This window comes from Sinorhizobium prairiense (assembly GCF_029201645.2).
Taxonomy (GTDB): domain Bacteria; phylum Pseudomonadota; class Alphaproteobacteria; order Rhizobiales; family Rhizobiaceae; genus Sinorhizobium; species Sinorhizobium meliloti_A.
This window is the reverse complement of sequence record NZ_CP104131.1, coordinates 822765-841404: the sequence shown is the minus strand read 5'-3', so window position 1 is coordinate 841404 and position 18640 is coordinate 822765. Positions and strand designations below refer to the sequence as shown.

15 protein-coding genes, 1 other RNA gene and 1 pseudogene are annotated in these 18640 nt (G+C 63.3%); all 17 read right to left on the bottom strand.

The features are described 5' to 3' along the window. Positions 1 to 31: 31 nt before the first annotated feature. The 17 genes and pseudogenes from murB to N0Q91_RS06555 all read right to left on the bottom strand — a co-directional run bounded on the left by murB (position 32) and on the right by N0Q91_RS06555 (position 18629). Positions 32 to 1006, bottom strand: coding sequence for a UDP-N-acetylmuramate dehydrogenase (murB, locus tag N0Q91_RS06635; protein WP_275597659.1), 975 nt, complete (start codon positions 1004 to 1006; stop codon positions 32 to 34). Further along, positions 1003 to 2418 carry a UDP-N-acetylmuramate--L-alanine ligase gene (gene murC / locus N0Q91_RS06630; RefSeq protein ID WP_018095454.1) on the bottom strand — a complete coding sequence of 472 codons (1416 nt, stop codon included), beginning with the start codon at positions 2416 to 2418 and terminating at the stop codon, positions 1003 to 1005. The genes murB and murC overlap by 4 nt, the downstream gene beginning before the upstream one ends. Continuing rightward, positions 2415 to 3538, bottom strand: a pseudogene (gene murG / locus N0Q91_RS06625) (undecaprenyldiphospho-muramoylpentapeptide beta-N-acetylglucosaminyltransferase). The gene murC and the pseudogene murG overlap by 4 nt, the downstream one beginning before the upstream one ends. Before the next feature lie 3 nt (positions 3539 to 3541). After that, positions 3542 to 4696: a putative lipid II flippase FtsW gene (ftsW, locus tag N0Q91_RS06620; RefSeq protein ID WP_275597658.1), complete on the bottom strand. Its 1155-nt coding sequence runs from the start codon at positions 4694 to 4696 to the stop codon at positions 3542 to 3544. 57 nt (positions 4697 to 4753) lie between these two features. Continuing rightward, on the bottom strand, positions 4754 to 6145 hold the full coding sequence (gene murD / locus N0Q91_RS06615) for a UDP-N-acetylmuramoyl-L-alanine--D-glutamate ligase (RefSeq protein WP_275597657.1): 1392 nt from the start codon (positions 6143 to 6145) through the stop codon (positions 4754 to 4756). 6 nt (positions 6146 to 6151) lie between these two features. After that, positions 6152 to 7252, bottom strand: coding sequence for a phospho-N-acetylmuramoyl-pentapeptide-transferase (gene mraY, locus N0Q91_RS06610; protein ID WP_018095458.1), 1101 nt, complete (start codon positions 7250 to 7252; stop codon positions 6152 to 6154). A 242-nt stretch (positions 7253 to 7494) separates the two neighbouring features. Next, entirely contained in the window at positions 7495 to 8928 is a 1434-nt protein-coding gene (locus N0Q91_RS06605) for a UDP-N-acetylmuramoylalanyl-D-glutamyl-2,6-diaminopimelate--D-alanyl-D-alanine ligase (RefSeq protein WP_100671698.1), read from the bottom strand. A 1-nt stretch (position 8929) separates the two neighbouring features. After that, complete coding sequence (locus tag N0Q91_RS06600; RefSeq protein WP_275597656.1) at positions 8930 to 10390, bottom strand: UDP-N-acetylmuramoyl-L-alanyl-D-glutamate--2,6-diaminopimelate ligase; 1461 nt, start codon at positions 10388 to 10390, stop codon at positions 8930 to 8932. 165 nt (positions 10391 to 10555) lie between these two features. Beyond that, positions 10556 to 12283 (bottom strand): peptidoglycan D,D-transpeptidase FtsI family protein, encoded by a 1728-nt coding sequence (locus N0Q91_RS06595; RefSeq protein WP_275597655.1) that lies wholly within the window; start codon positions 12281 to 12283, stop codon positions 10556 to 10558. An 18-nt stretch (positions 12284 to 12301) separates the two neighbouring features. Continuing rightward, entirely contained in the window at positions 12302 to 12697 is a 396-nt protein-coding gene (gene ftsL / locus N0Q91_RS06590; RefSeq protein ID WP_275597654.1) for a cell division protein FtsL, read from the bottom strand. Positions 12698 to 12703: 6 nt separating this feature from the next. After that, positions 12704 to 13729, bottom strand: a complete 1026-nt coding sequence (gene rsmH, locus N0Q91_RS06585; RefSeq protein WP_275597653.1) for a 16S rRNA (cytosine(1402)-N(4))-methyltransferase RsmH — start codon at positions 13727 to 13729, stop codon at positions 12704 to 12706. Positions 13730 to 13743: 14 nt separating this feature from the next. Beyond that, a complete protein-coding gene (gene mraZ, locus N0Q91_RS06580) occupies positions 13744 to 14184 on the bottom strand; it encodes a division/cell wall cluster transcriptional repressor MraZ (RefSeq protein WP_018095464.1) in 441 nt (146 codons plus the stop codon). 416 nt (positions 14185 to 14600) lie between these two features. Beyond that, positions 14601 to 14998, bottom strand: an RNA gene (gene rnpB / locus N0Q91_RS06575) — RNase P RNA component class A. Positions 14999 to 15069: 71 nt separating this feature from the next. Continuing rightward, on the bottom strand, positions 15070 to 16257 hold the full coding sequence (locus tag N0Q91_RS06570) for an NAD(P)/FAD-dependent oxidoreductase (RefSeq protein WP_275597652.1): 1188 nt from the start codon (positions 16255 to 16257) through the stop codon (positions 15070 to 15072). 137 nt (positions 16258 to 16394) lie between these two features. Further along, the gene (locus N0Q91_RS06565) at positions 16395 to 16934 is read right to left on the bottom strand and encodes a lytic transglycosylase domain-containing protein (protein WP_275597651.1); all 540 of its coding nucleotides are present in this window, start codon (positions 16932 to 16934) and stop codon (positions 16395 to 16397) included. Positions 16935 to 17160: 226 nt separating this feature from the next. Continuing rightward, positions 17161 to 17925 carry an N-acetylmuramoyl-L-alanine amidase gene (locus N0Q91_RS06560; protein WP_275597650.1) on the bottom strand — a complete coding sequence of 255 codons (765 nt, stop codon included), beginning with the start codon at positions 17923 to 17925 and terminating at the stop codon, positions 17161 to 17163. Then, positions 17922 to 18629, bottom strand: coding sequence for a J domain-containing protein (locus tag N0Q91_RS06555; RefSeq protein WP_275597649.1), 708 nt, complete (start codon positions 18627 to 18629; stop codon positions 17922 to 17924). The genes N0Q91_RS06560 and N0Q91_RS06555 overlap by 4 nt, the downstream gene beginning before the upstream one ends. Positions 18630 to 18640: the final 11 nt, after the last annotated feature.

Here is an 18640-nt window from a genome sequence, read left to right as displayed (position 1 = left end):
CCGCGGCCTTTTTCTTGGTCCCGATTTCGGATCAGGCCGTGGCGCGGCCGAGGAATTCCCTGATTTCATAGCCCGGCATGAAATTGCCGACCCGCTTGATTTCCCATTCCAGCTTGACGCCGGAATGCTCCATCACCCGCTGGCGCACGGTCTCGCCGAGATATTCGAGCTCGTAGCCGGTCGCCTGTCCGGTATTGATCATGAAATTGCAGTGAAGCGGCGACATCTGGGCATTGCCGATCATCATCCCGCGGCAGCCGGCCTCGTCGATCAGCTTCCAGGCCGAATAGCCGTCCGGGTTCTTGAACGTGGATCCGCCGGTCTTCTCGCGGATCGGCTGCACCGTTTCGCGATGCTGGCGCACGGCGTCCATGTCGGTGCGGATCTTGGTCTTGTCTTCCGCATAGCCCTCGAAGATCGCATGCGTGAAGATCAGCTCCTTGGCCGCGCCGGAATGGCGGTAACCGTAGCCCATCTCGGCTTTGCTCAGGACATGCCTGTTGCCCTTGCGGTCGACGGCATGGACCTCGACGACGCGTTCGCTGGTTTCGCCGCTATTGGCGCCGGCGTTCATGCGGAGTGCCCCGCCGATCGAACCGGGAATGCCGTAATAGAAGTAGAAGCCGCCGATACCATGGTCGAGCGCCATGGCGGCGATGTTCTTGTCCGGGCAGATCGCGCCCGCCTTGATGCGGTTTTCACCGGCGAGTTCGAGATCGCCGAAGCCCTTCGCCGAAAGCCGGATGACGACCCCCGGAATACCGCCGTCGCGCACGAGCAGGTTGGAGCCCACGCCGACGACCATTACCGGCACCTCTTCGGGCACCAGCTTCAGGAAGGCGACGAGGTCGTCGGTGTCGTGCGGCTGGAACATGAGCTCGGCGAGACCGCCCGCCCGAAACCAGGTAACGCGGTCCATCGGCGCATCGGGCGTGAGACGTCCGCGGATTGCAGCGACGCCGTTTCCGAGCGAATCGAGAAGTTTCTGACCGTTGACCTGTTTCATGCTCGATTTCCTGAAATTTCCGCGAGCTGCTTGGGCAAGGCCGCGGCCCAATAGGTAATGCTGCCAGCTCCCAAGAGAACCACAAAATCGCCCGGCTGTGCAATCTTCGCGATAACGGGCGCCAGTGCCTCCTGTCCGGGGATGTGGCGGGCATCGCGATGGCCGGCAGCCTTGATGCGGTCGACAAGCGCTTCCGAACTGACGCCCTCTATGGCTTCCTCGCCGGCCGCATAGACCGGAGCGAGCAGGATCGTATCGGCGTCGTTGAAGCAGGATGTGAAGTCTTCGAAGAGGCTCGACAGGCGCGAGTAGCGATGCGGCTGGTGGACCGCGACGATGCGCCCCTGGCACGCCTCGCGCGCCGCCCTCAGGACCGCCCTGATCTCGACGGGATGGTGGCCGTAATCGTCGAAGATGCGCGCGCCGTTCCACTCACCCGTCAGAGTAAAGCGGCGTTTCACGCCGCCGAAGGTGGCAAGACCTCTCGCAATGTCCTCGGGCTTGATGCCGAGCCGCTGTGCGACCGCCACGGCAGCCGTGGCGTTGGAGACATTATGGCGTCCGGGCATCGGCAGCCTGAGGTCCTTGATCGCGATCACCTGGCCCGTGCGGCGGCGGCGGATCTCGATATCGAAGATGGAGGTCGCACCGTCCATGCGGATATTGTGGAAGCGCACGTCGGCCTGGGGGTTCTCGCCGTAGGTGACGACCTTCCGATCCTCGATCTTGCCGACCATGGACTGGACCTCCGGGTGGTCGAGACACAGCACGCCAAAACCGTAAAAGGGCACGTTCTCGACGAACTGCCGGAAGGCCGCGCGCACGGCGTCGAAATTGCCGTAGTGGTCGAGATGTTCCGGATCGATATTGGTGACGACCGCGATGTCGGCCGGCAGCTTCAGGAACGTGCCGTCGGATTCGTCTGCTTCGACCACCATCCATTCGCCGGCGCCCATGCGCGCATTGGTGCCGTAGGCGTTGATGATGCCGCCGTTGATCACGGTCGGATCGAGGCCGCCCGCATCGAGCAGGGCGGCGACCATCGAGGTCGTCGTCGTCTTGCCATGGGTCCCGCCGATCGCAATTGCATTGCGGAAGCGCATCAGCTCGGCAAGCATCTCGGCACGCCGCACGACCGGCAGGAACTTCTCGCGGGCAGCGATGAGCTCGGGGTTGTCCTTCTTGATCGCCGTCGAGACGACGACCACCTCGGCATCGCCGAGATTTTCCGCTTTGTGCCCGATGGAGACGCTGATGCCCTTTTCCCGCAGACGCTGCACATTGGCGCTGTCGGCCTGGTCGGAACCCTGGACGCGATGGCCGAGATTGTGCAGGACCTCGGCAATACCGCTCATGCCGATGCCGCCGATACCAATGAAATGTACGAGCCCGATCGTCTTCGGCATCTTCATGAGCGTGTTTCCTTGAACTTCGCGACTGTCGAGCCGCTGGCAATAGCCTCTACCAGCAAGGCAAGCAAGCGCGCGGCATCCGGCTTGCCGGTCTGGCGGGCGCCGGCCGCCATCTGCGCCAGCGCATCCGGGTTGCTCATCGCATCCGCAAGGATGCCGGCGAGCCGCTCGGCGCTGAGCTCCACCTGCGCGATCACGCGCGCCCCCCTTTCGCGGCGAGTGCCGCGGCATTGGCTGCCTGGTCGTGGTCGAGAGCGTAGGGATACGGCACCAGGATCGCCGGGCGTCCGATGACCGAGATTTCCGAAACGGTGGACGCGCCCGAGCGGCATATAACGAGCTGCGCCGAAGCGATCCGACCGGCCATGTCGGTGAAGAAGGGAGATACCTCAGCGGGAACGCCGAGCTTCTCGTAGACCGCGATGACGCCTTCGCGGTCCTCGGGCCGGGCCTGCTGCGTCACCTTCAGCCGCTGGCGCAGCGCGTCGTCGAGCCGGCAGACCGCCTGCGGCACCGTTTTCGAGAAGAATTGCGCGCCCTGGCTGCCGCCGAAGACCACGAGATGAAAGGGCGCATCGCCGGCAGCCGGCGCATAAGGAAGCCCGGCAGCCTTCAGCACCGCCGGACGCACAGGATTTCCGGTCGCCACGGTCTTCGCCGCGAAGGCTCCGGCGCCTTCCGGGAGAAAGCCGCCGGCGACGGCCTTGACCCGCGATGCGAGCATTTTGTTGGCGCGGCCCATCACCGCGTTCTGTTCGTGGATGATCGACGGAATGCCCATGCCCGTGGCCGCAAGCAGCGGCGGCACCGTCGGGTAGCCGCCGAAGCCGACGACGGCCCTGGGCCTAAGCCTGGCAATCAGTCGCCGGGCCGCCCTCAGCCCCGTCCAGAGCTTCCACACCGACCGGGCGAGTTTCATCGGGTTCTTCGAACCGATCGTCGCCGACGGCACGACATGAATCTCGTCGGCCGGGAACTTCCCCGTGAAGCGTTCGGCACGGCTGTCCGTCACCAGATGCACGGAATAGCCCGTCGCTTTCAGCTCATGCGCAAGCGCCTCGGCTGGAAAGAGGTGCCCGCCGGTTCCGCCGGCGGCAAGAAGAATGATGCCTTTATCCATCTCTCACTCCGCCGGCACTCCGACGCCCGATCGAAAGAGGCTGCGCTCGACGGCACGTTTCTCCGGCCGATGACGCGTCAGTGCCAGAATGAACCCCGCCGTCACGCAGATCGCCACCATCGACGACCCGCCATAGGAAATCAGCGGGAGCGTCATGCCCTTGGCCGGAAGCAGCTCGAGATTCACGCCGATATTGATCATCGACTGGATGCCGATTTGCAGAACCAGCCCGGCAACCGCGAATCGATTGAAATCGTTGCGCTCGCGGAAGGCATGATTGAGGCCGCGCATGACCACGAAGGCGAAGATCATGACGATGACCATGCAGAAGACGATGCCGAACTCCTCCGCAGCGACGGAGAAGATGAAGTCCGTATGGCTGTCCGGAATGATGCGCTTCACCACGCCCTCACCAGGGCCGCGGCCGAACCAGTCACCGCGAATGATCGCCTCGCGGGCCGTATCCACCTGGAACGTATCGCCTTCGCCGGTCAGGAACCGGTCGATGCGGCCGGCGACGTGGGGCAGGATGGAATAGGCGGCGAAAAATCCGCCTATCGCCACCGACGCGAGCACGATGATCCAGAGCCATGGCATGCCGGCCATGAAGAACATGCCGCCCCAGACCGCCGCAGTGAGGATGGTCTGGCCGAGGTCGGGCTGGGCAACGAGGAGCGCCCCGACGATACCAAAGAGGAGGATCGAAAGCAGATTACCGGGAATTTCCGGCTGCCGCGCATGTTCGGCGAAAAGCCAGGCGCAGACTACGACAAAGGCGGGCTTCATGAATTCCGAGGGCTGTATCGAAATGCCGGCGAGCGCCAGCCACCGCCGGGAGCCCTTGACCTCCTGGCCGAAGAACAGAGCCAGCACCATCATCGCCGTGGAAATCACGAGCAGGATGATTGCCGTGCGCCGCACCTGTCGCGGCGAGAGAAAGGAGATGCCGACCATCACCACCAGCGACGGCAGGAGGAAGAGCGCATGGCGCTTGACGAAGTGGAAGCTGTCGAGGCCGAGCCGTTCGGCGACCGGGGGGCTTGCGGCGAAGGAGAGCATGAAGCCCACGCCCATCAGCAGGATGAAGGCGGCGAGAAAAAATCTGTCGATCGTCCAGAACCAGTCGGCCACGGGGCCACGTTCGGCTCGGCTTACCATCAGTCTGTCCCCTTTCCGGGCGCGTACCGCGCCAACATCCACTACCGGCCGAAGCCGTCAAATCAGCATGCTCACGCCCTCGAGCGCCGCCACATGGCCGACGAAGGCATCTCCGCGCACCTCGAAATTCTTGTACTGGTCGAAGCTTGCGCAAGCCGGGGAAAGCATCACGGCCGCAGGGCCTTGCATGTCCCGCGCCGCATCCGCTGCCGCGTGCGCAACCGCCTTCTCCAGCGTCCCGGAGATTTCGTAGGGCACTGCTTCGCCGAGGGTCGCCGCGAAGGAGGGGGCCGCTTCTCCGATCAGATAGGCCTTTACGATCTTCGGGAAGAACGGCGCCAGTGACGTGATTCCACCGTCCTTCGGCAGACCGCCGGCGATCCAGTAAATTCGGTCGTAACTCGAAAGCGCCGGGGCTGCAGCCTCTGCATTGGTCGCCTTGCTGTCGTTGACGAAGACGATCTCGCCCTTTTTCGCAACCGGCTGCATCCGGTGCTTGAGGCCCGGAAAGCTCCTTAGGCCGTTCACGATTTCCTTCCCGGAGATGCCGACCGCCAGGCAGGCGGCGATCGCAGCCGCGGCATTCTGGGCATTGTGCCCTCCGCGCAGCGTCTGGATGCCGGCAAGATCGGTAAAGAGCGACGATGCCCCGTCCTGCGCCCGCATCAGCGCCGAGCCTTCGGCATATACGCCCTCGGCAAGCGGATGGCGGCGCGATATGCGCACGACCTTTGTTCCTGCCCGCTCCACCCGATCCGCGATCAGGCTCGAGAGGCTGTCGTCGACGCCGACGACCGCCGTTCCGCTCCCCGCCACCAGACGCTCCTTGATATCCGCATAGTGCTGCATCGTGCCGTGGCGATCCAGGTGATCCGGCGTCAGGTTGAGCAGTATCCCGGCGGTCGGGTCGAGCGTGGGCGCAAGGTCGATCTGGTAGGATGAGCATTCGACGACATAGAAGCGCCCTGCTTTCGGCGGATCCAGCGTGAGCACTGCGGTGCCGATATTGCCGCCGAGCTGCGTGTCCCGCCCGCTCGTCCTGAGAATATGGGCGATCAGCGCCGTCGTCGTGGATTTACCGTTGGTGCCGGTGATGGCGATGAAGGGGCAGTCGGGCGCGTGTTTGCGTCGCTCACGCACGAAGAGCTCCACGTCGCCGATGATCTCGACGCCGGCCTGATGCGCGAGATCGACGCTCCAGTGCGGCTTCGGATGCGTCAGCGGCACGCCGGGCGAAAGCACCAAAGCGGCAAAGTCATGCCAGTCGACGCCGCGCAAGTCAGCCGTGGTTATCCCGGCCGCGGCAGCCTTGGCGACGCTGTCAGGATTGTCGTCCCACGCCACGACATCGGCGCCGCCCGAAACGAGTGCCTGAGCCGTCGCGAGCCCCGAGCCGCCAAGCCCGAAGAGTGCGACCTTCCTGCCCTTGAATGAGGTGACCGGGATCATCGTGGCTCACCGCAGCTTCAGCGTGGAGAGGCCGACCATTGCCAGGATCACTGCGATGATCCAGAAGCGGATCACCACCTGGCTTTCCGTCCAGCCTTTCTTCTCGAAGTGATGGTGGATCGGCGCCATCAGGAATACGCGATGCCCGGTGCGCTTGAACCAGAAGACCTGGATGATGACCGACAGCGTCTCGATGACGAAGAGCCCGCCGATGATGACCATGACGATCTCGTGCTTGGTCGCGACGGCCACGGTGCCGATCAGGCCGCCGAGCGCAAGCGAACCCGTATCGCCCATGAAAATCGCAGCAGGCGGTGCGTTGAACCACAGGAAGCCGAGACCCGCGCCGATCACGGCGCCGAGGATCACCGCGAGTTCGCCGGTGCCGGGCACGAAATGGATCTGCAGGTAATTGGCGAAGACGGCGTTACCGGCAAGATAGGCGATCAGCCCGAATGCGGCCGACGCGATCATGACGGGAACGATCGCGAGCCCGTCGAGACCGTCGGTCAGGTTCACGGAATTTCCCGCGCCGACGATGACGAACCCGCCGAACAGCACGAAGAAATATCCGAGATTGAGCATCAGGTCCTTGAAGAAGGGAAAGGTCACCGACGAGCCGAAGGTGGAACCCGCCGCCCCCGCGGAAAGCGCCGCCTGCATCATGAAGAAGACGGCAACGGCGGCGATCACGAACTCGATGCCGAGCCGTGCCTTGCCGGAGAAGCCCTTTTCCGACTGCTTCGTCACCTTCAGATAGTCGTCGTAGAAGCCTATCGCGCCGAACCCGAGCGTCACCAGAAGCGTCGATACGACGTAGATGCTGGATAGATCGGCCCAGAGCAGCGACGACACCACGATGCCGGTCAGGATCATCAACCCGCCCATGGTCGGGGTCCCTGCCTTCTTGAAGTGCGTCTGGGGGCCGTCCGCACGGATCGGCTGGCCCTTGCCCTGGCGGATGCGCAACGATGCGATCATGGCGGGGCCGAACAGGAAGACGATCAAGGCAGAGGTGAAGAGAGCCGCCCCCGTACGGAAGGTGATGTAGCGAAAGAGATTGAAGAATTGAAAGTGGTCCGCCAGTTCCACAAGCCAGATCAGCATAAGGGACCTTTCCCCCAGAAGTTTATAATCGGACATCGTCCAACAGAATCATCTGCCAGAAGATACCCGCTTGCGTTCGACTATGTTAGGCCATTTCCCCTGGCCGAAGGCCGTATCCACCAGCACTGCGGCGCCGCGCACCCTTTCGGGCGTACAAGAGCCGCCGCAGCGCTTTCAGTAGCCGCATGTTCTTCCGCAGACCGGTTCCGGGTTCGAGGAAACATGCAGCGATGGCAACGTCCCTATACTTCCCCTGCTCCGGCCGTCTCCTGCGGATAGGCATCGAGAAGCGCCTGGACGATCTTTGCGCAACCGGTGCCCTTCGAAGACTTGACCATCACGACGTCCCCGGCCGCGACAGCTCCGAGCGCGTAGCCCGTGAGATCATCCACCCGGTCCCGATGGACGACGGATACCTCCGGCGGCAGGGCGTCGCGCAGATGGGCCATCTCTGGTCCGGCCAGCCAGACATCGGCAATACCCGCCTCGACAATGGGTCTCGCAAGCGCCGCATGAACCGCCGCCGAATGCTCGCCCATTTCCAGCATGTCGCCGAGAACGGCAATGCGTCGCCCGCCGGGTGACGGCTCTGCATCGCGCAGAAGCGAGATCGCCGCCCGCATCGAGGCGGGATTGGCGTTGTAGCTTTCGTCGATCACGGTGAGGTGCCCGGTGCCGATCCTGAGGTGATGCCGCAGCCCCCGGCCCTTTTCCGGCTGCATCGTCGCAAACGACGCGACGACGCGATCGGTATCCGCGCCTGCCAGCGTCGCCGCGGCGATCGCCGCCAAGGCGTTCTCGGCAATATGGCGCCCGGGTGCCCCGATCGCTATCTCAAGCGTTCTGCCTCCGACGGCGGCCCAGAGCACCGAGCTTTCCGCTCCCCCGGCAAACTCGGCCAGACGGAACTCCGATCTCGGATTTGCGCCGAAGGAATGGACATGGCTGACCCCCGCCGCCGCAGCCGCCCTTTCGAGGAGCTCGTATTGCGCGCTGTCGCGATTGATGACCGCATGGCCGCCATTGACCACGCCTTCGAAGATCTCGGCCTTGGCGGCCGCAATCTCGTCCAGGCTCGTGAAATTGCCCAGATGGGCGGCGGCAATGCTGGTCACGACCGCGACATGCGGGCGGACCATCCGTGTCAGCGGCAGAATTTCGCCCGCATGGTTCATTCCGATCTCGAAGACCCCGAAATCGGTCGTCTCCGGCATGCGCGCAAGCGTCAGCGGCACGCCCCAGTGATTGTTGAAGGACGCCACGGAGGCGTGGACCCGACCGAGGGGCGACAGCACGTGCCTCAGCATCTCCTTCGTGGTGGTCTTGCCCACCGATCCCGTGACGGCGATGATTTTCGCCGCGCTGCGGTCGCGGGCGGCGCAACCGAGCCGGATCATCGCCTCCAGCACGTCGTCGACGACGATCATCGGGGCGGTCAGGCGCCCCAGCGCCGGGAGTTTCGCTTCGCTGACGACCAGGAGCGCGGCTCCGTTTGCAAGCGCGATCCCGGCATAGTCGTGGCCGTCGACGCGATCGCCTCTGATCGCGAAAAAGGCCTCGCCATCGCCGATCGTGCGGCTGTCGATCGAAATGCCGGTGATCCCTTCGGGCAGGTTCCCGACCGGGCGGCCGTTCATGGCGGCCAGAAGATCGCTGCTTGTCCAGAGCCAGTTCAAATCAAAGACCTCCCAGTGCCTTGCGGACCTCCGCGTGGTCGGAAAAAGGCAGCGTCACCGAACCGACCGTCTGCCCCTCTTCATGCCCTTTTCCGGCAACGATCAGCGTATCGCCGGTCTTCAGCATTCCGACGGCCGCACGGATCGCCTCGGCGCGATCGCCGATTTCCGTAGCCCCCTTGGCCGCAGCCATGATCTCGGCACGGATCACTTCCGGTACTTCCGAGCGCGGATTGTCGTCGGTGACGATCACGACATCGGCGAGGCGGCTGGCAATCTCTCCCATGATCGGGCGCTTGCCCTTGTCCCGGTCGCCGCCGCATCCGAAAACCACCACGACCCGGCCGGTGGTAAAGGGACGCACGGACTCCAGCACGTTTGCGAGTGCGTCCGGCTTGTGGGCGTAGTCCACATAGGCGAGTGCGCCGTCCTTCGTCTGTCCGACGAGCTCCAGCCGCCCCGAAGCGCCCTGCAGCCTCTCCAGCGCCGAGAATGCCGCCTTTGCGGTGATCCCGGTGGACATTGCGAGCCCCGCGGCAACGAGCGCGTTGGCGATCTGGAAATCACCGGCGAGCGGCACGTGAATTTCGTAGATGTCGTCGCCGACATGCACCTCCGCCGACTGCTTGTGGCGGAAATGCTCGACGCGCTTCAGCGCGATGAAATCGCCGTTGCGCCCGACGGTGCGCACATCGTGGCCGGCCTTGCGAGCGGCAGCGATCGCCTCGGCGGACCATTGGTCGTCCGCGAAGATCACCGCCGGCGAACCTTTCGGCAGGAGCGCCCCGAAGAGGCGCATCTTGGAGGCCATGTAGTGTTCGACCGTCGGATGGTAATCCATGTGATCGCGGCCGAGATTGGTAAAGGCGGCGGCCGCGAGGTTGACCCCGTCCAGCCGGCACTGGTCCAGGCCGTGGCTCGAAGCCTCCATTGCCGCATGGGTCACGCCCTCATCGGCAAGTTCGGCAAGCAGCTTATGCAGGGATACCGGGTCGGGGGTCGTCAGCGAGCCGTATTCGGTGCGGCCGGGCGCCACCACTCCCGTGGTGCCGATCATCGCCGCCGAGAAGCCGCTATGCGCCCAGATCTGCCGGGTGAAGGAGGCAACGGACGTCTTTCCCGCCGTGCCCGTGACCGCCACCATCGTCTCCGGCTGGCGCTCGTAGAAGCTGGATGCCGCCTTTGCCAGGAACCTTCGCGGTTCGGAGATCGCAAAGACGGGCGCACCCGCTTCCGCCTGGGCGCCTTTTCCGGCGACGACCGCCGAGGCTCCGCGAGACAGCGCATCCGCTATGTAAGCAGCCCCGTCCGCCTTCGATCCGGCAACGGCGACGAAGAGGTCGCCGGGCCTGACCTGCCGGCTGTCGGCCGTGATGCCGCCGATCTCGATGGTCGCGGCGTCGCCCTTCAGCTGCGCCGAAAGTTCCGGGAAATTCGATCCCGCCAGGTCCGTGATCTTCATGAACTGCACGTCTCACATCGATATGATCCAACAGCGCCGTGCGTCTTTTCAGACGCGCAAAGGTCGCCGTAACACTTTGAATGCAGCATGGTATGGTCCTTGAATCGACTCCGGTTCACGGAGCCATGCAGCGGAATCGCGAATCCTCCGCCTTTCATTTCACGGTCAATAAGACACAAGCAAGGCAGAACCGTCTTGTCCGAATTTCGGCTCCACGCCGAGCAGCGGAGCGGAGCGGCTGATGATGTCGCGCACCATCGGGGCGGCATTCGAACCGGCCGTGCGGCCCCCGCCTTCGCCGGTCTTGGGCGCGTCGATGAAGGTCAGCACCATGTATTTGGGATCGTCGATCGGAAACGCCGCAAGGAAGGCATTGAAGTTCAGGTCGCTGGCATAGCGGCCGTTGACGACCTTGTCGGCCGTGCCGGTCTTGCCGCCGACATTGAACCCCGGAACGAGCGCCCGCTTGCCCGAACCCGCGATGCCGTTCCAGCGAAGCAGATAGCGCATGTCTTCACTGGTGCTCTTCTTGACCACTGCGCTCGCAAGTTCGCTCGCTTTTTCCTCGCTGCGCGGCAGGAAGGTCGGCGGGATGAGTTTGCCGCCATTGACCAGCGCGGCACCTGCGACCGCCGTCTGCAGCGGCGTCGTCGAAACGCCGTGGCCGAAGGAGATCGTGATCGAGTTGATCTTCTTCCACTCGCGCGGCTGGCTTGGCGCCTTTACTTCCGGCAGTTCGGTCGGAAGCCTCGTCAGCAGGCCTATCCGGGTGAGGAACTCCTTGTGGCCCGGAATGCCGATCAGGTCGGCGATCTTGGCGGTGCCGATATTCGAGGAATACTGGAAGATTTCCGGCACCGTCAGTACGCGGCGCTTGCCGTGGAAGTCCTTGATCGTGAATCCGCCGATGCGGATCGGCGCGGTCGCATCGAAACTGTCGTTGAGCGTCACCTTGCCGGAATCGAGACCCATGGCGATGGTGAAGGTCTTGAAGGTGGAGCCCATCTCGAACGTGCCGTTCGACATGCGGTTCATCCAGCCCTCTTCGGCGCCTTCCGCGGGCCTGTTCGGGTCGTAATCCGGCACGGAGGCCATGGCCAGCACTTCGCCGGTATGGACGTCGAGGACGACGGCACCGGCGGCAATCGCCTGGTAGTTCTTCATGCCTGCGTCGATGACGTCGCGCACGATGTTCTGCACGCGCACGTCGATCGAAAGCCTGACCGGTTCGAGCTTGGCATCGCTGGTCATTCCGATCGCCGCAAGATCGGCGAGACCCTGCTCGTCTATGTAACGCTCCATACCGGCGACGCCGCGGTTGTCGATGTTGACGTGACCGAGGATGTGGGCGGCAGTCGGCCCTCCCGGATAGAAGCGCCGTTTCTCCGGGCGGAAGCCGATGCCGGGAATGCCGAGCGCGAGGATTTCGCTCTGCTGCTTCGGCGTCAGTTGCCGGCGCAGCCATTGAAAGCGCGAATTCGACTTGAGCTTGTTGTAGATTTCGCGCGCGTTGAGATCGGGAAGCACCGTCGCCAATCGCTCCACCGCCTCGTCGGCATCGACGATCTTGTGCGGCTCCGCATAGAGCGAGACGGTACGGATATCGGTCGCGAGAACCTCGCCGTTGCGGTCGAGAATGTCCGGCCGCGAGGCCATGAGACTATCGGCGCGGCCGATCGAGGAGACCGTTTCCGGCTGCGCGAGACCATATTGGACGAGGCGTCCTCCGATCGCCGCGTAAACGAGGCCGAAACTGGCGATGATGATCGCGACCCGGCTTTTCGCCCGGCTTGCGCTCTTCTTGCGCGTTCCTTCGAAAGTGACGTTGAGCCCGCTGTCGGCGGGGCGGTTATTGCCGCCCGCCGAAAAATGCGCCTTGCTCTTCAGCACCATGATACGAGAGAAACGACATCAGCGCGCCACCGAACCTGTTGCGATATTGTCGGCCTCGATGACGGCGGCGATATTGTCCGCCGCCTGGTCCCTGGCCTTCTTATCCTCTTCGGAAGGAGGCAGATCAGCCCTCAGCATCGGCAGCTCCTCCGGCCGCGCCAGCTGCGTCGAGGGGGTCGGCGCGAGTTGCAGATCGGCTGCAAAGACGGTCACCAGCCTCTCCAGCCGGTTCGGCTGGGTCGAAAGCGCCCAGTCGGCCTTGAGCAGATCGATCGTGTCCTCTTCGAGCTTTATCGCTGCGTCGAGCCTGCGCACCTCTTCGAGCTTGTTCTCGGCCTTATGCTTGATCGTGTAGGTGACCGTCGCGGCCGCCGTCATGATGACGATCAGGACAATATCGAGCGTTCTGAGCATCGTCTTCTAGCCCCCCAGCCTTGCAAGGCTCGCCAGTTCCGGCAGATTGAAAATCGAAAGATCGGCGCCCGGCGACGGAGCCTCGGTGCGGACACCCGCTCTCAGCTTCGCGGACCGGGCACGAGGATTGCGGGACGCCTCCTCCTCGCTTGCCGCGACCATAGGCTTGCCGACTGGCGTGAAGGTTGCGGCGCGCGCCGTCACCAGCGGCAGATGGCGGGAGCCGCCAGCCTTGCCGGACCGATCCTGGAAGAACGTCTTTACGATTCGATCCTCGAGCGAATGAAAGGTAACGACGACGAGCCGGCCGCCAGGTTTCAGAGCCCGTTCGGCCGCAAACAGGGCGTGGGCGAGCTCGCCCAGCTCGTCATTGACGAAGATGCGCAACGCCTGGAAGACACGCGTTGCGGGGTGAATCCTGTCCTTGGCCTTGCGCGGCGTAACCGTCTCGATGAGATTTGCGAGATCGCGGGTGGTCTCGAACGGCGTCTCGGCGCGGCGCTTTTCGATGGCGCGCGCAATCCGCCCCGCCTGCTTTTCCTCTCCGAGGAAGCCGAAGATGCGGATGAGGTCCGACACCTTCGCGCGATTGACGACATCGGCGGCGGAGACGCCGGCGGCCGACATGCGCATGTCGAGCGGCCCCTTCTTCTGAAAGGAGAAGCCGCGCTCCGCCTCGTCGATCTGCATGGAAGAGACGCCGATATCGAGCACGACGCCGTCGAGCCCCTGTGCCGGCGCATGCTCGGCCAGATCGGAAAAACGGGAATGAACGAGCTTCAGCCGCCCGCCGCTCGCGTGCATCATGGATTGCCCCGCGGCGATCGCCGTCGGATCGCGGTCGAGCGCGATGACGTCGGCACCGGCATCGAGAATGGCGGATGCGTAGCCCCCGGCGCCGAAAGTGCCGTCGAGAACGATCTTGCCGGGAGCGGGATCCAGAGCCGCGAGAACTTCCTTCAGGAGGACGGGAATGTGACGAACCGGTCCGCCGTCGGCATCAGAAGTTCCGCCGCCTTGATCCGTCACCATTCCGCCTCTCCATTCTATTGTGAACGCAGCCCCCGTTGCTTGCGCCCTTCTCTGGCCTCCGCCTGCGCCCTCGCAAACGCCTGCGGATCCCAGAGCTGAAAATGATCGCCCCGCCCGACGAAGGTCACGTCGTTCGAGATGCCGGTGAAGTCGCGGATGAAATCCGTCACCATCAGCCGGCCCTCCGGGTCGAGCTTCACATAGACCCCGCCCCCATGAACAAGGAGCGACATCTCGTTGGCCGCATCCGAAAAGGGATCCTCGGCGGCCATCTGCTTCTCGAACCGATCCAGAAGCTCCGGCCCGCCGACGCTGATCGCCGGAAAGACGAAGTCCTGAAAACAGTATAACTCCCGCACGCCTGCCTCCAAAAGCACGGCGCGAAAGGCCGACGGGACGGAGACCCGCCCCTTGGCATCGATCCGGTTCGTAACATGCGACAAGAAGCGGTTCATGACGCGAAACGGCCGCCTCCGATTGACGGACCACGATCATCGGCCCGCACATACACTCGCACCACCGCGCATGGATCCCCCGCCGGGCACGTGCGTGCCCGCCTGATCTTCCCATCGACGGAAGCCTCGAATTTCGCGATGGAGGGCCATTGCATGGCCCTTGCGCAGTACCATTATGGGATAACATGGGACCATATGGGCGTCAATGGGAGAAGCTCGTAACCAGCCTTGCGGATGATCAAATATTGATAGGTTGTTAAGTTTAACAAAGGGTTACGATCCAAACCCTAATGCCTTGGAATCGCGCGCAAAAGCGAGCCGCGTCCGTGAGGTGCGGCGAGCCTCGCAGGCGTGATTCGCTGAGTCAGGGAATTGAGGAGACGTACTTTGCCGCAGTGGCGAAAGCTGCAAAGAAAAAAGCCAGTTGGCCTGTAAGCCGGGTTCTGTATGGCTCCGCCTCCGGAGAGACGAAACGTGGCAGCCATTCATCTGGGGCTGCGCTTGCGCGCAGCCTCGTGCAACCCACCCGGACGACGCGCCTGGAAACCGGCTGGGCGCTTGCGCGCCCGTGTCGTCCCTATTCGGTCTTGCTCCCGGTGGGGTTTGCCGTGCCGTCCATGTCGCCATGTCCGCGGTGGGCTCTTACCCCACCCTTTCACCCTTACTCCGCAAGCGGAGCGGTCTGCTTTCTGTGGCACTTTCCCTGGGGTCGCCCCCGCCGGACGTTATCCGGCACCGTGTTTCCGTGGAGCCCGGACTTTCCTCGCCCCGCGGCCTTTCGGCACTTGCGAGGCGCGGCTGCCCGGCCAACTGGCAGAGGCTCATTAAACGACCGGGACGGCAAGCGCCAGAGAAATCGGCACGGCCGCGCGGTCCGGCGGTTACTTAGCGATACGCGACCGCGAAGTCCGTTTCGTACCCGTCCGCCTCGAGCCGGCCTTCCGTCATTAGCAACGCGCCAAGCCTGCCGATCTCGTCGGAGCTCTTGGCAGCCTGGCCGTTGCCGCCTGTGAGCACGGCGATGCGGTCGCTCACGAAACCGATATAAGGATAGCCGTGTCGCGTGAACGCCGTGACGCAGGGCGAATAATGCGTCGAAACGGGTCTCAAGGCGGGGATCGTCTCGGCGAGCAGTCCGCGCATGTGTTCGGCCGCTTCCGCGTTTGCACCGCTTCGGAACCAGTCCCTGATCGCCCGCTCGCTCGCAAGGATCCGATCGGTCGGATCGCCGCCGATCTTTACGTAGTGTTTGCCATCGGCATAGGCAACCGGCGGCAACAGGTAATAGCTTCTCTCCTGCTCCGGCGCGACGCCGATCAGCGACGGCATGCCTTCATAGAAGGAAAGATCATCCGCGCCCACCTCCGCAAAAAGCACGGTGCGCGCCTTTACCGCAAGGTCGAGCGGCCGCGGAAGAAGCGCCTGCGAAAGCGAGAAGCCGCCCGCGGCGACCAGGGCGCGGCCGGCCCGTACCAGGTGGCCGTCGGTCGTGCCGACCACCACGTGATCCGGACCGTCTTCGACCGAGATCACCTCCGAGCGGATCACCCGTGCACCCGATTTCTCGGCCGCGATCGTTTGCGCACGGACGAGCGAGCGAGGATTTATGTAGCCTGCGCCGCTTGCCTCGTGAACGCCGGCATAGCCTTGCGGGAAGCGGAACCAGGGAAACCGCCCGGCAAGGTCGTCGCCAAGGATCAGCGGTGCCTCGACGCCGAGCCTGTCGCGGGCACGCTCGACATTCTCGAGATAATCGAACGCGCCGCCGGGAGCTGGGGCCGCGATCAGACAGCCGACGGGAAAATAGAATTCGACGCCGCTTTCCTGTGCGATTTCCGGATACCGATCGATCGAGCGCCGGGCCAGACGCGCCCAGACCGGGTCGTCGTCGATCGTACGGGTGATGCGGGCATTGTCGTAATGACTGGCGAAAACGCCGCCGTGGTTCGCCCAGTCCTCCGGCTCATCGGGGCCGATAAGCGCGACACCGGCGCCCGCCCTCGCAAGGTGACGCGCCGCTGCGGCGCCCATCATCCCCTTGCCAATGATAACGAAATCAACGCTCTCCGACATGCCTTTCCCCGATGTTCGCTTCGCGACCGAGATAGCACGCCGTTCAGGCTTTCGCACCGAATTCCTTCGGACAATCAACAATATGCCGGAACGCAATACCCACCCGGCGTATGTCTTACAGCGTCACATGCGATAGATCACAACCAGTCCAGGATGTTCTTGACTTTACCGCAATAGCGCTTCGAAACGGGGTTCATTCGCTTCGCGGCGTGGCCGGCATTGTATTTGAGGATGGTGCCGCAGGTCGTCCCGTCCGAAAGCTCCTGCGCCTTCGCCAGGTACTTCATCCCGAATTTGATATTGGTCTCAGGCTCGTAGAGGTCTTTGATCGAGCCGGTATAGCCCATCATCCGGGCCGTGGCCGGCTTGATCTGCATCAGGCCGACTTCGCCGGCGCTTCCGCGAGCCTTGGCATTGAAGTTGCTCTCGACCTCGACGATCGCGTGAGCGAGGTCGGCGGGAATGCCGTATTGCTTGGCATAGGACTGGATGAGGATCGTATATTGGGATCCGCGCGGCAAAGTCAGGTCGGGTTTCGGATAACCCGTCGTTCTGCTTACCGACGGAATTGCAGAAGTCTTGACGGTTTTGTCGATGCCCCCTGCATACGACGTACCAATCGCGGCGAAGAACATGCCAAGGCATGCCGCCACCGCAGCAACAGACGCTATTCTCATTTAGTTTGAAGTCTCCGGTCTGGGGAACCGATCGCGCGGCGCACCCCACCGCGACGATCGAATTTCCCGATCGTTTTCATTGACAAGAGTGCCGCGCCCGGCGCCACATCCCCTGCAGTTGATGCAACGGAAATGACCGGCGCATCATGGTAAACATGTGGCAGCACGAGAAAATCGTGCACGAAAATCAATCAGACGCTAATTTAGGGCGGACAAAAATCGCTTTTCAGGCGGCCAGAATCGGCAATGTCGAAAGCAGGCGGTGCAACGTATCGATGGTGGAAACGTCGGCGATGCCGTCCACTCGCGATTGTCGGAAATGGCGCTGGAACGCAGCGACCACCCCTTCGGTCTTCGCGCAGAAATCCCCTGTGATTTCAACTCCGTAACCATAAAGCAAAAGCATGGACTGGAGTGCTTCCACGGGCTGGCCCCGGTCGCCGCGCTGGAAGAAGCGACCGCCCCTCACGGAGGCCGGTTCAACCCAGTGTCCGACCCCGCGACGAAACAGCACATCCCAAGGAAAATTTTCTCCAGGATCAACCTTGCGAATCGGCGCGATATCGCTATGCGCAAGCACCCTCTCCGGGGTGATTTGCCAGCGTTCGCCACAGTCCAGACACAATTCGGCGACCGCCTCGATCTGCGCTTCAGGGAAGTCCGGGAGGCCGCCCGGGTGACCGGCATTGGCAATCTCGATCCCGATGGAGCACGAATTGATATCCGTTTCGCCCTTCCAGACGCCCTTGCCCGCGTGCCAGGCCCTGCGTTCTTCCGGCACCAGCTGGGCGATTCGCCCCTCCTCGTCTACGAAATAATGACAGGAGACCTGGCTTTCCTCGCGACAGAGCCAATCGAGCGCGGACGCCGCCGTCTCCATGCCGGTGTAATGAAGGATGATCATATCCGGCCTGCGCCCGCCGGCGCGCTCGCCATGGTTGGGCGAGGGCACGAGATGAGCGCCGGGGAAGTCGCAGGTCTCGGATGTCATGCGGCGCGGCGCTCTCTTTCGATCGCCTCGTAGGCCGCGTTGAGCACGGCCATGCGATCGTTGGCGATCGCGTGGAACTCTTCCGGCACGCCACGCGCCACGAGCATGTCCGGGTGGTTCTCGGAAACGAGAACGCGATAGCGCTTGCGAATCGCGGAAAAGTCATCCTTCGGCGAAACGCCGAGAACCTGGTAGGGATCGCGGTCGTCGCCATGAACGTGGCGCGCCATGATGCACCCGAAATGCTCGTCGTCCATCCTGAATATTTCAGCCACACGCCTCAGGAACGTTAGCTCCTTCTCGTGCACCGCCCCGTCCGATTTCGCGATATGGAACAGGCCGTCGACGATGTCTTCGAGAATCGGGCAATTCCTCTCGCAAGAGGAGCAGAGCGAAGCCATTTTCTCCGCATAGGCCTCGTAGCCGGCAACGTCCTGGCGGGCGAGATTGTAAAGCCTGGCGACGTTCCTCGCCTGGTCCGCGGGAAACTTGAAGATGTCGCGAAAGGCGCTCACCTCGGCCTCGTTCACGATGCCGTCGGCCTTCGCCATTTTCGCCGAAAGCGCGATCATGGCGACCGAAAAGGCGACCTTTCGCCGGGTTTCCGGATCTCCTTCGAAGAGCGTCCGGACCGCCTCGACCACTCCCGTAAGGGCGTTACCAGTGGTCGTGACGATTTTGAGGAGGCTGTCCCAAAATGACATGAGTGCGATTG

What these genes read in the sequence shown, in the direction of transcription:
- murB (WP_275597659.1), bottom strand. Translation starts at nt 1,006, where the DNA reads ATGAAACAGGTCAACGGTCAGAAACTTCTCGATTCGCTCGGAAACGGC.
- ftsW (WP_275597658.1), bottom strand. Translation starts at nt 4,696, where the DNA reads ATGGTAAGCCGAGCCGAACGTGGCCCCGTGGCCGACTGGTTCTGGACG.
- mraZ (WP_018095464.1), bottom strand. Translation starts at nt 14,184, where the DNA reads ATGAACCGCTTCTTGTCGCATGTTACGAACCGGATCGATGCCAAGGGG.
- N0Q91_RS06595 (WP_275597655.1), bottom strand. Translation starts at nt 12,283, where the DNA reads ATGGTGCTGAAGAGCAAGGCGCATTTTTCGGCGGGCGGCAATAACCGC.
- N0Q91_RS06600 (WP_275597656.1), bottom strand. Translation starts at nt 10,390, where the DNA reads ATGAAGATCACGGACCTGGCGGGATCGAATTTCCCGGAACTTTCGGCG.
- murD (WP_275597657.1), bottom strand. Translation starts at nt 6,145, where the DNA reads ATGATCCCGGTCACCTCATTCAAGGGCAGGAAGGTCGCACTCTTCGGG.
- N0Q91_RS06570 (WP_275597652.1), bottom strand. Translation starts at nt 16,257, where the DNA reads ATGTCGGAGAGCGTTGATTTCGTTATCATTGGCAAGGGGATGATGGGC.
- mraY (WP_018095458.1), bottom strand. Translation starts at nt 7,252, where the DNA reads ATGCTGATCTGGCTTGTGGAACTGGCGGACCACTTTCAATTCTTCAAT.
- ftsL (WP_275597654.1), bottom strand. Translation starts at nt 12,697, where the DNA reads ATGCTCAGAACGCTCGATATTGTCCTGATCGTCATCATGACGGCGGCC.
- murC (WP_018095454.1), bottom strand. Translation starts at nt 2,418, where the DNA reads ATGAAGATGCCGAAGACGATCGGGCTCGTACATTTCATTGGTATCGGC.
- N0Q91_RS06560 (WP_275597650.1), bottom strand. Translation starts at nt 17,925, where the DNA reads ATGACATCCGAGACCTGCGACTTCCCCGGCGCTCATCTCGTGCCCTCG.
- N0Q91_RS06565 (WP_275597651.1), bottom strand. Translation starts at nt 16,934, where the DNA reads ATGAGAATAGCGTCTGTTGCTGCGGTGGCGGCATGCCTTGGCATGTTC.
- N0Q91_RS06555 (WP_275597649.1), bottom strand. Translation starts at nt 18,629, where the DNA reads ATGTCATTTTGGGACAGCCTCCTCAAAATCGTCACGACCACTGGTAAC.
- rsmH (WP_275597653.1), bottom strand. Translation starts at nt 13,729, where the DNA reads ATGGTGACGGATCAAGGCGGCGGAACTTCTGATGCCGACGGCGGACCG.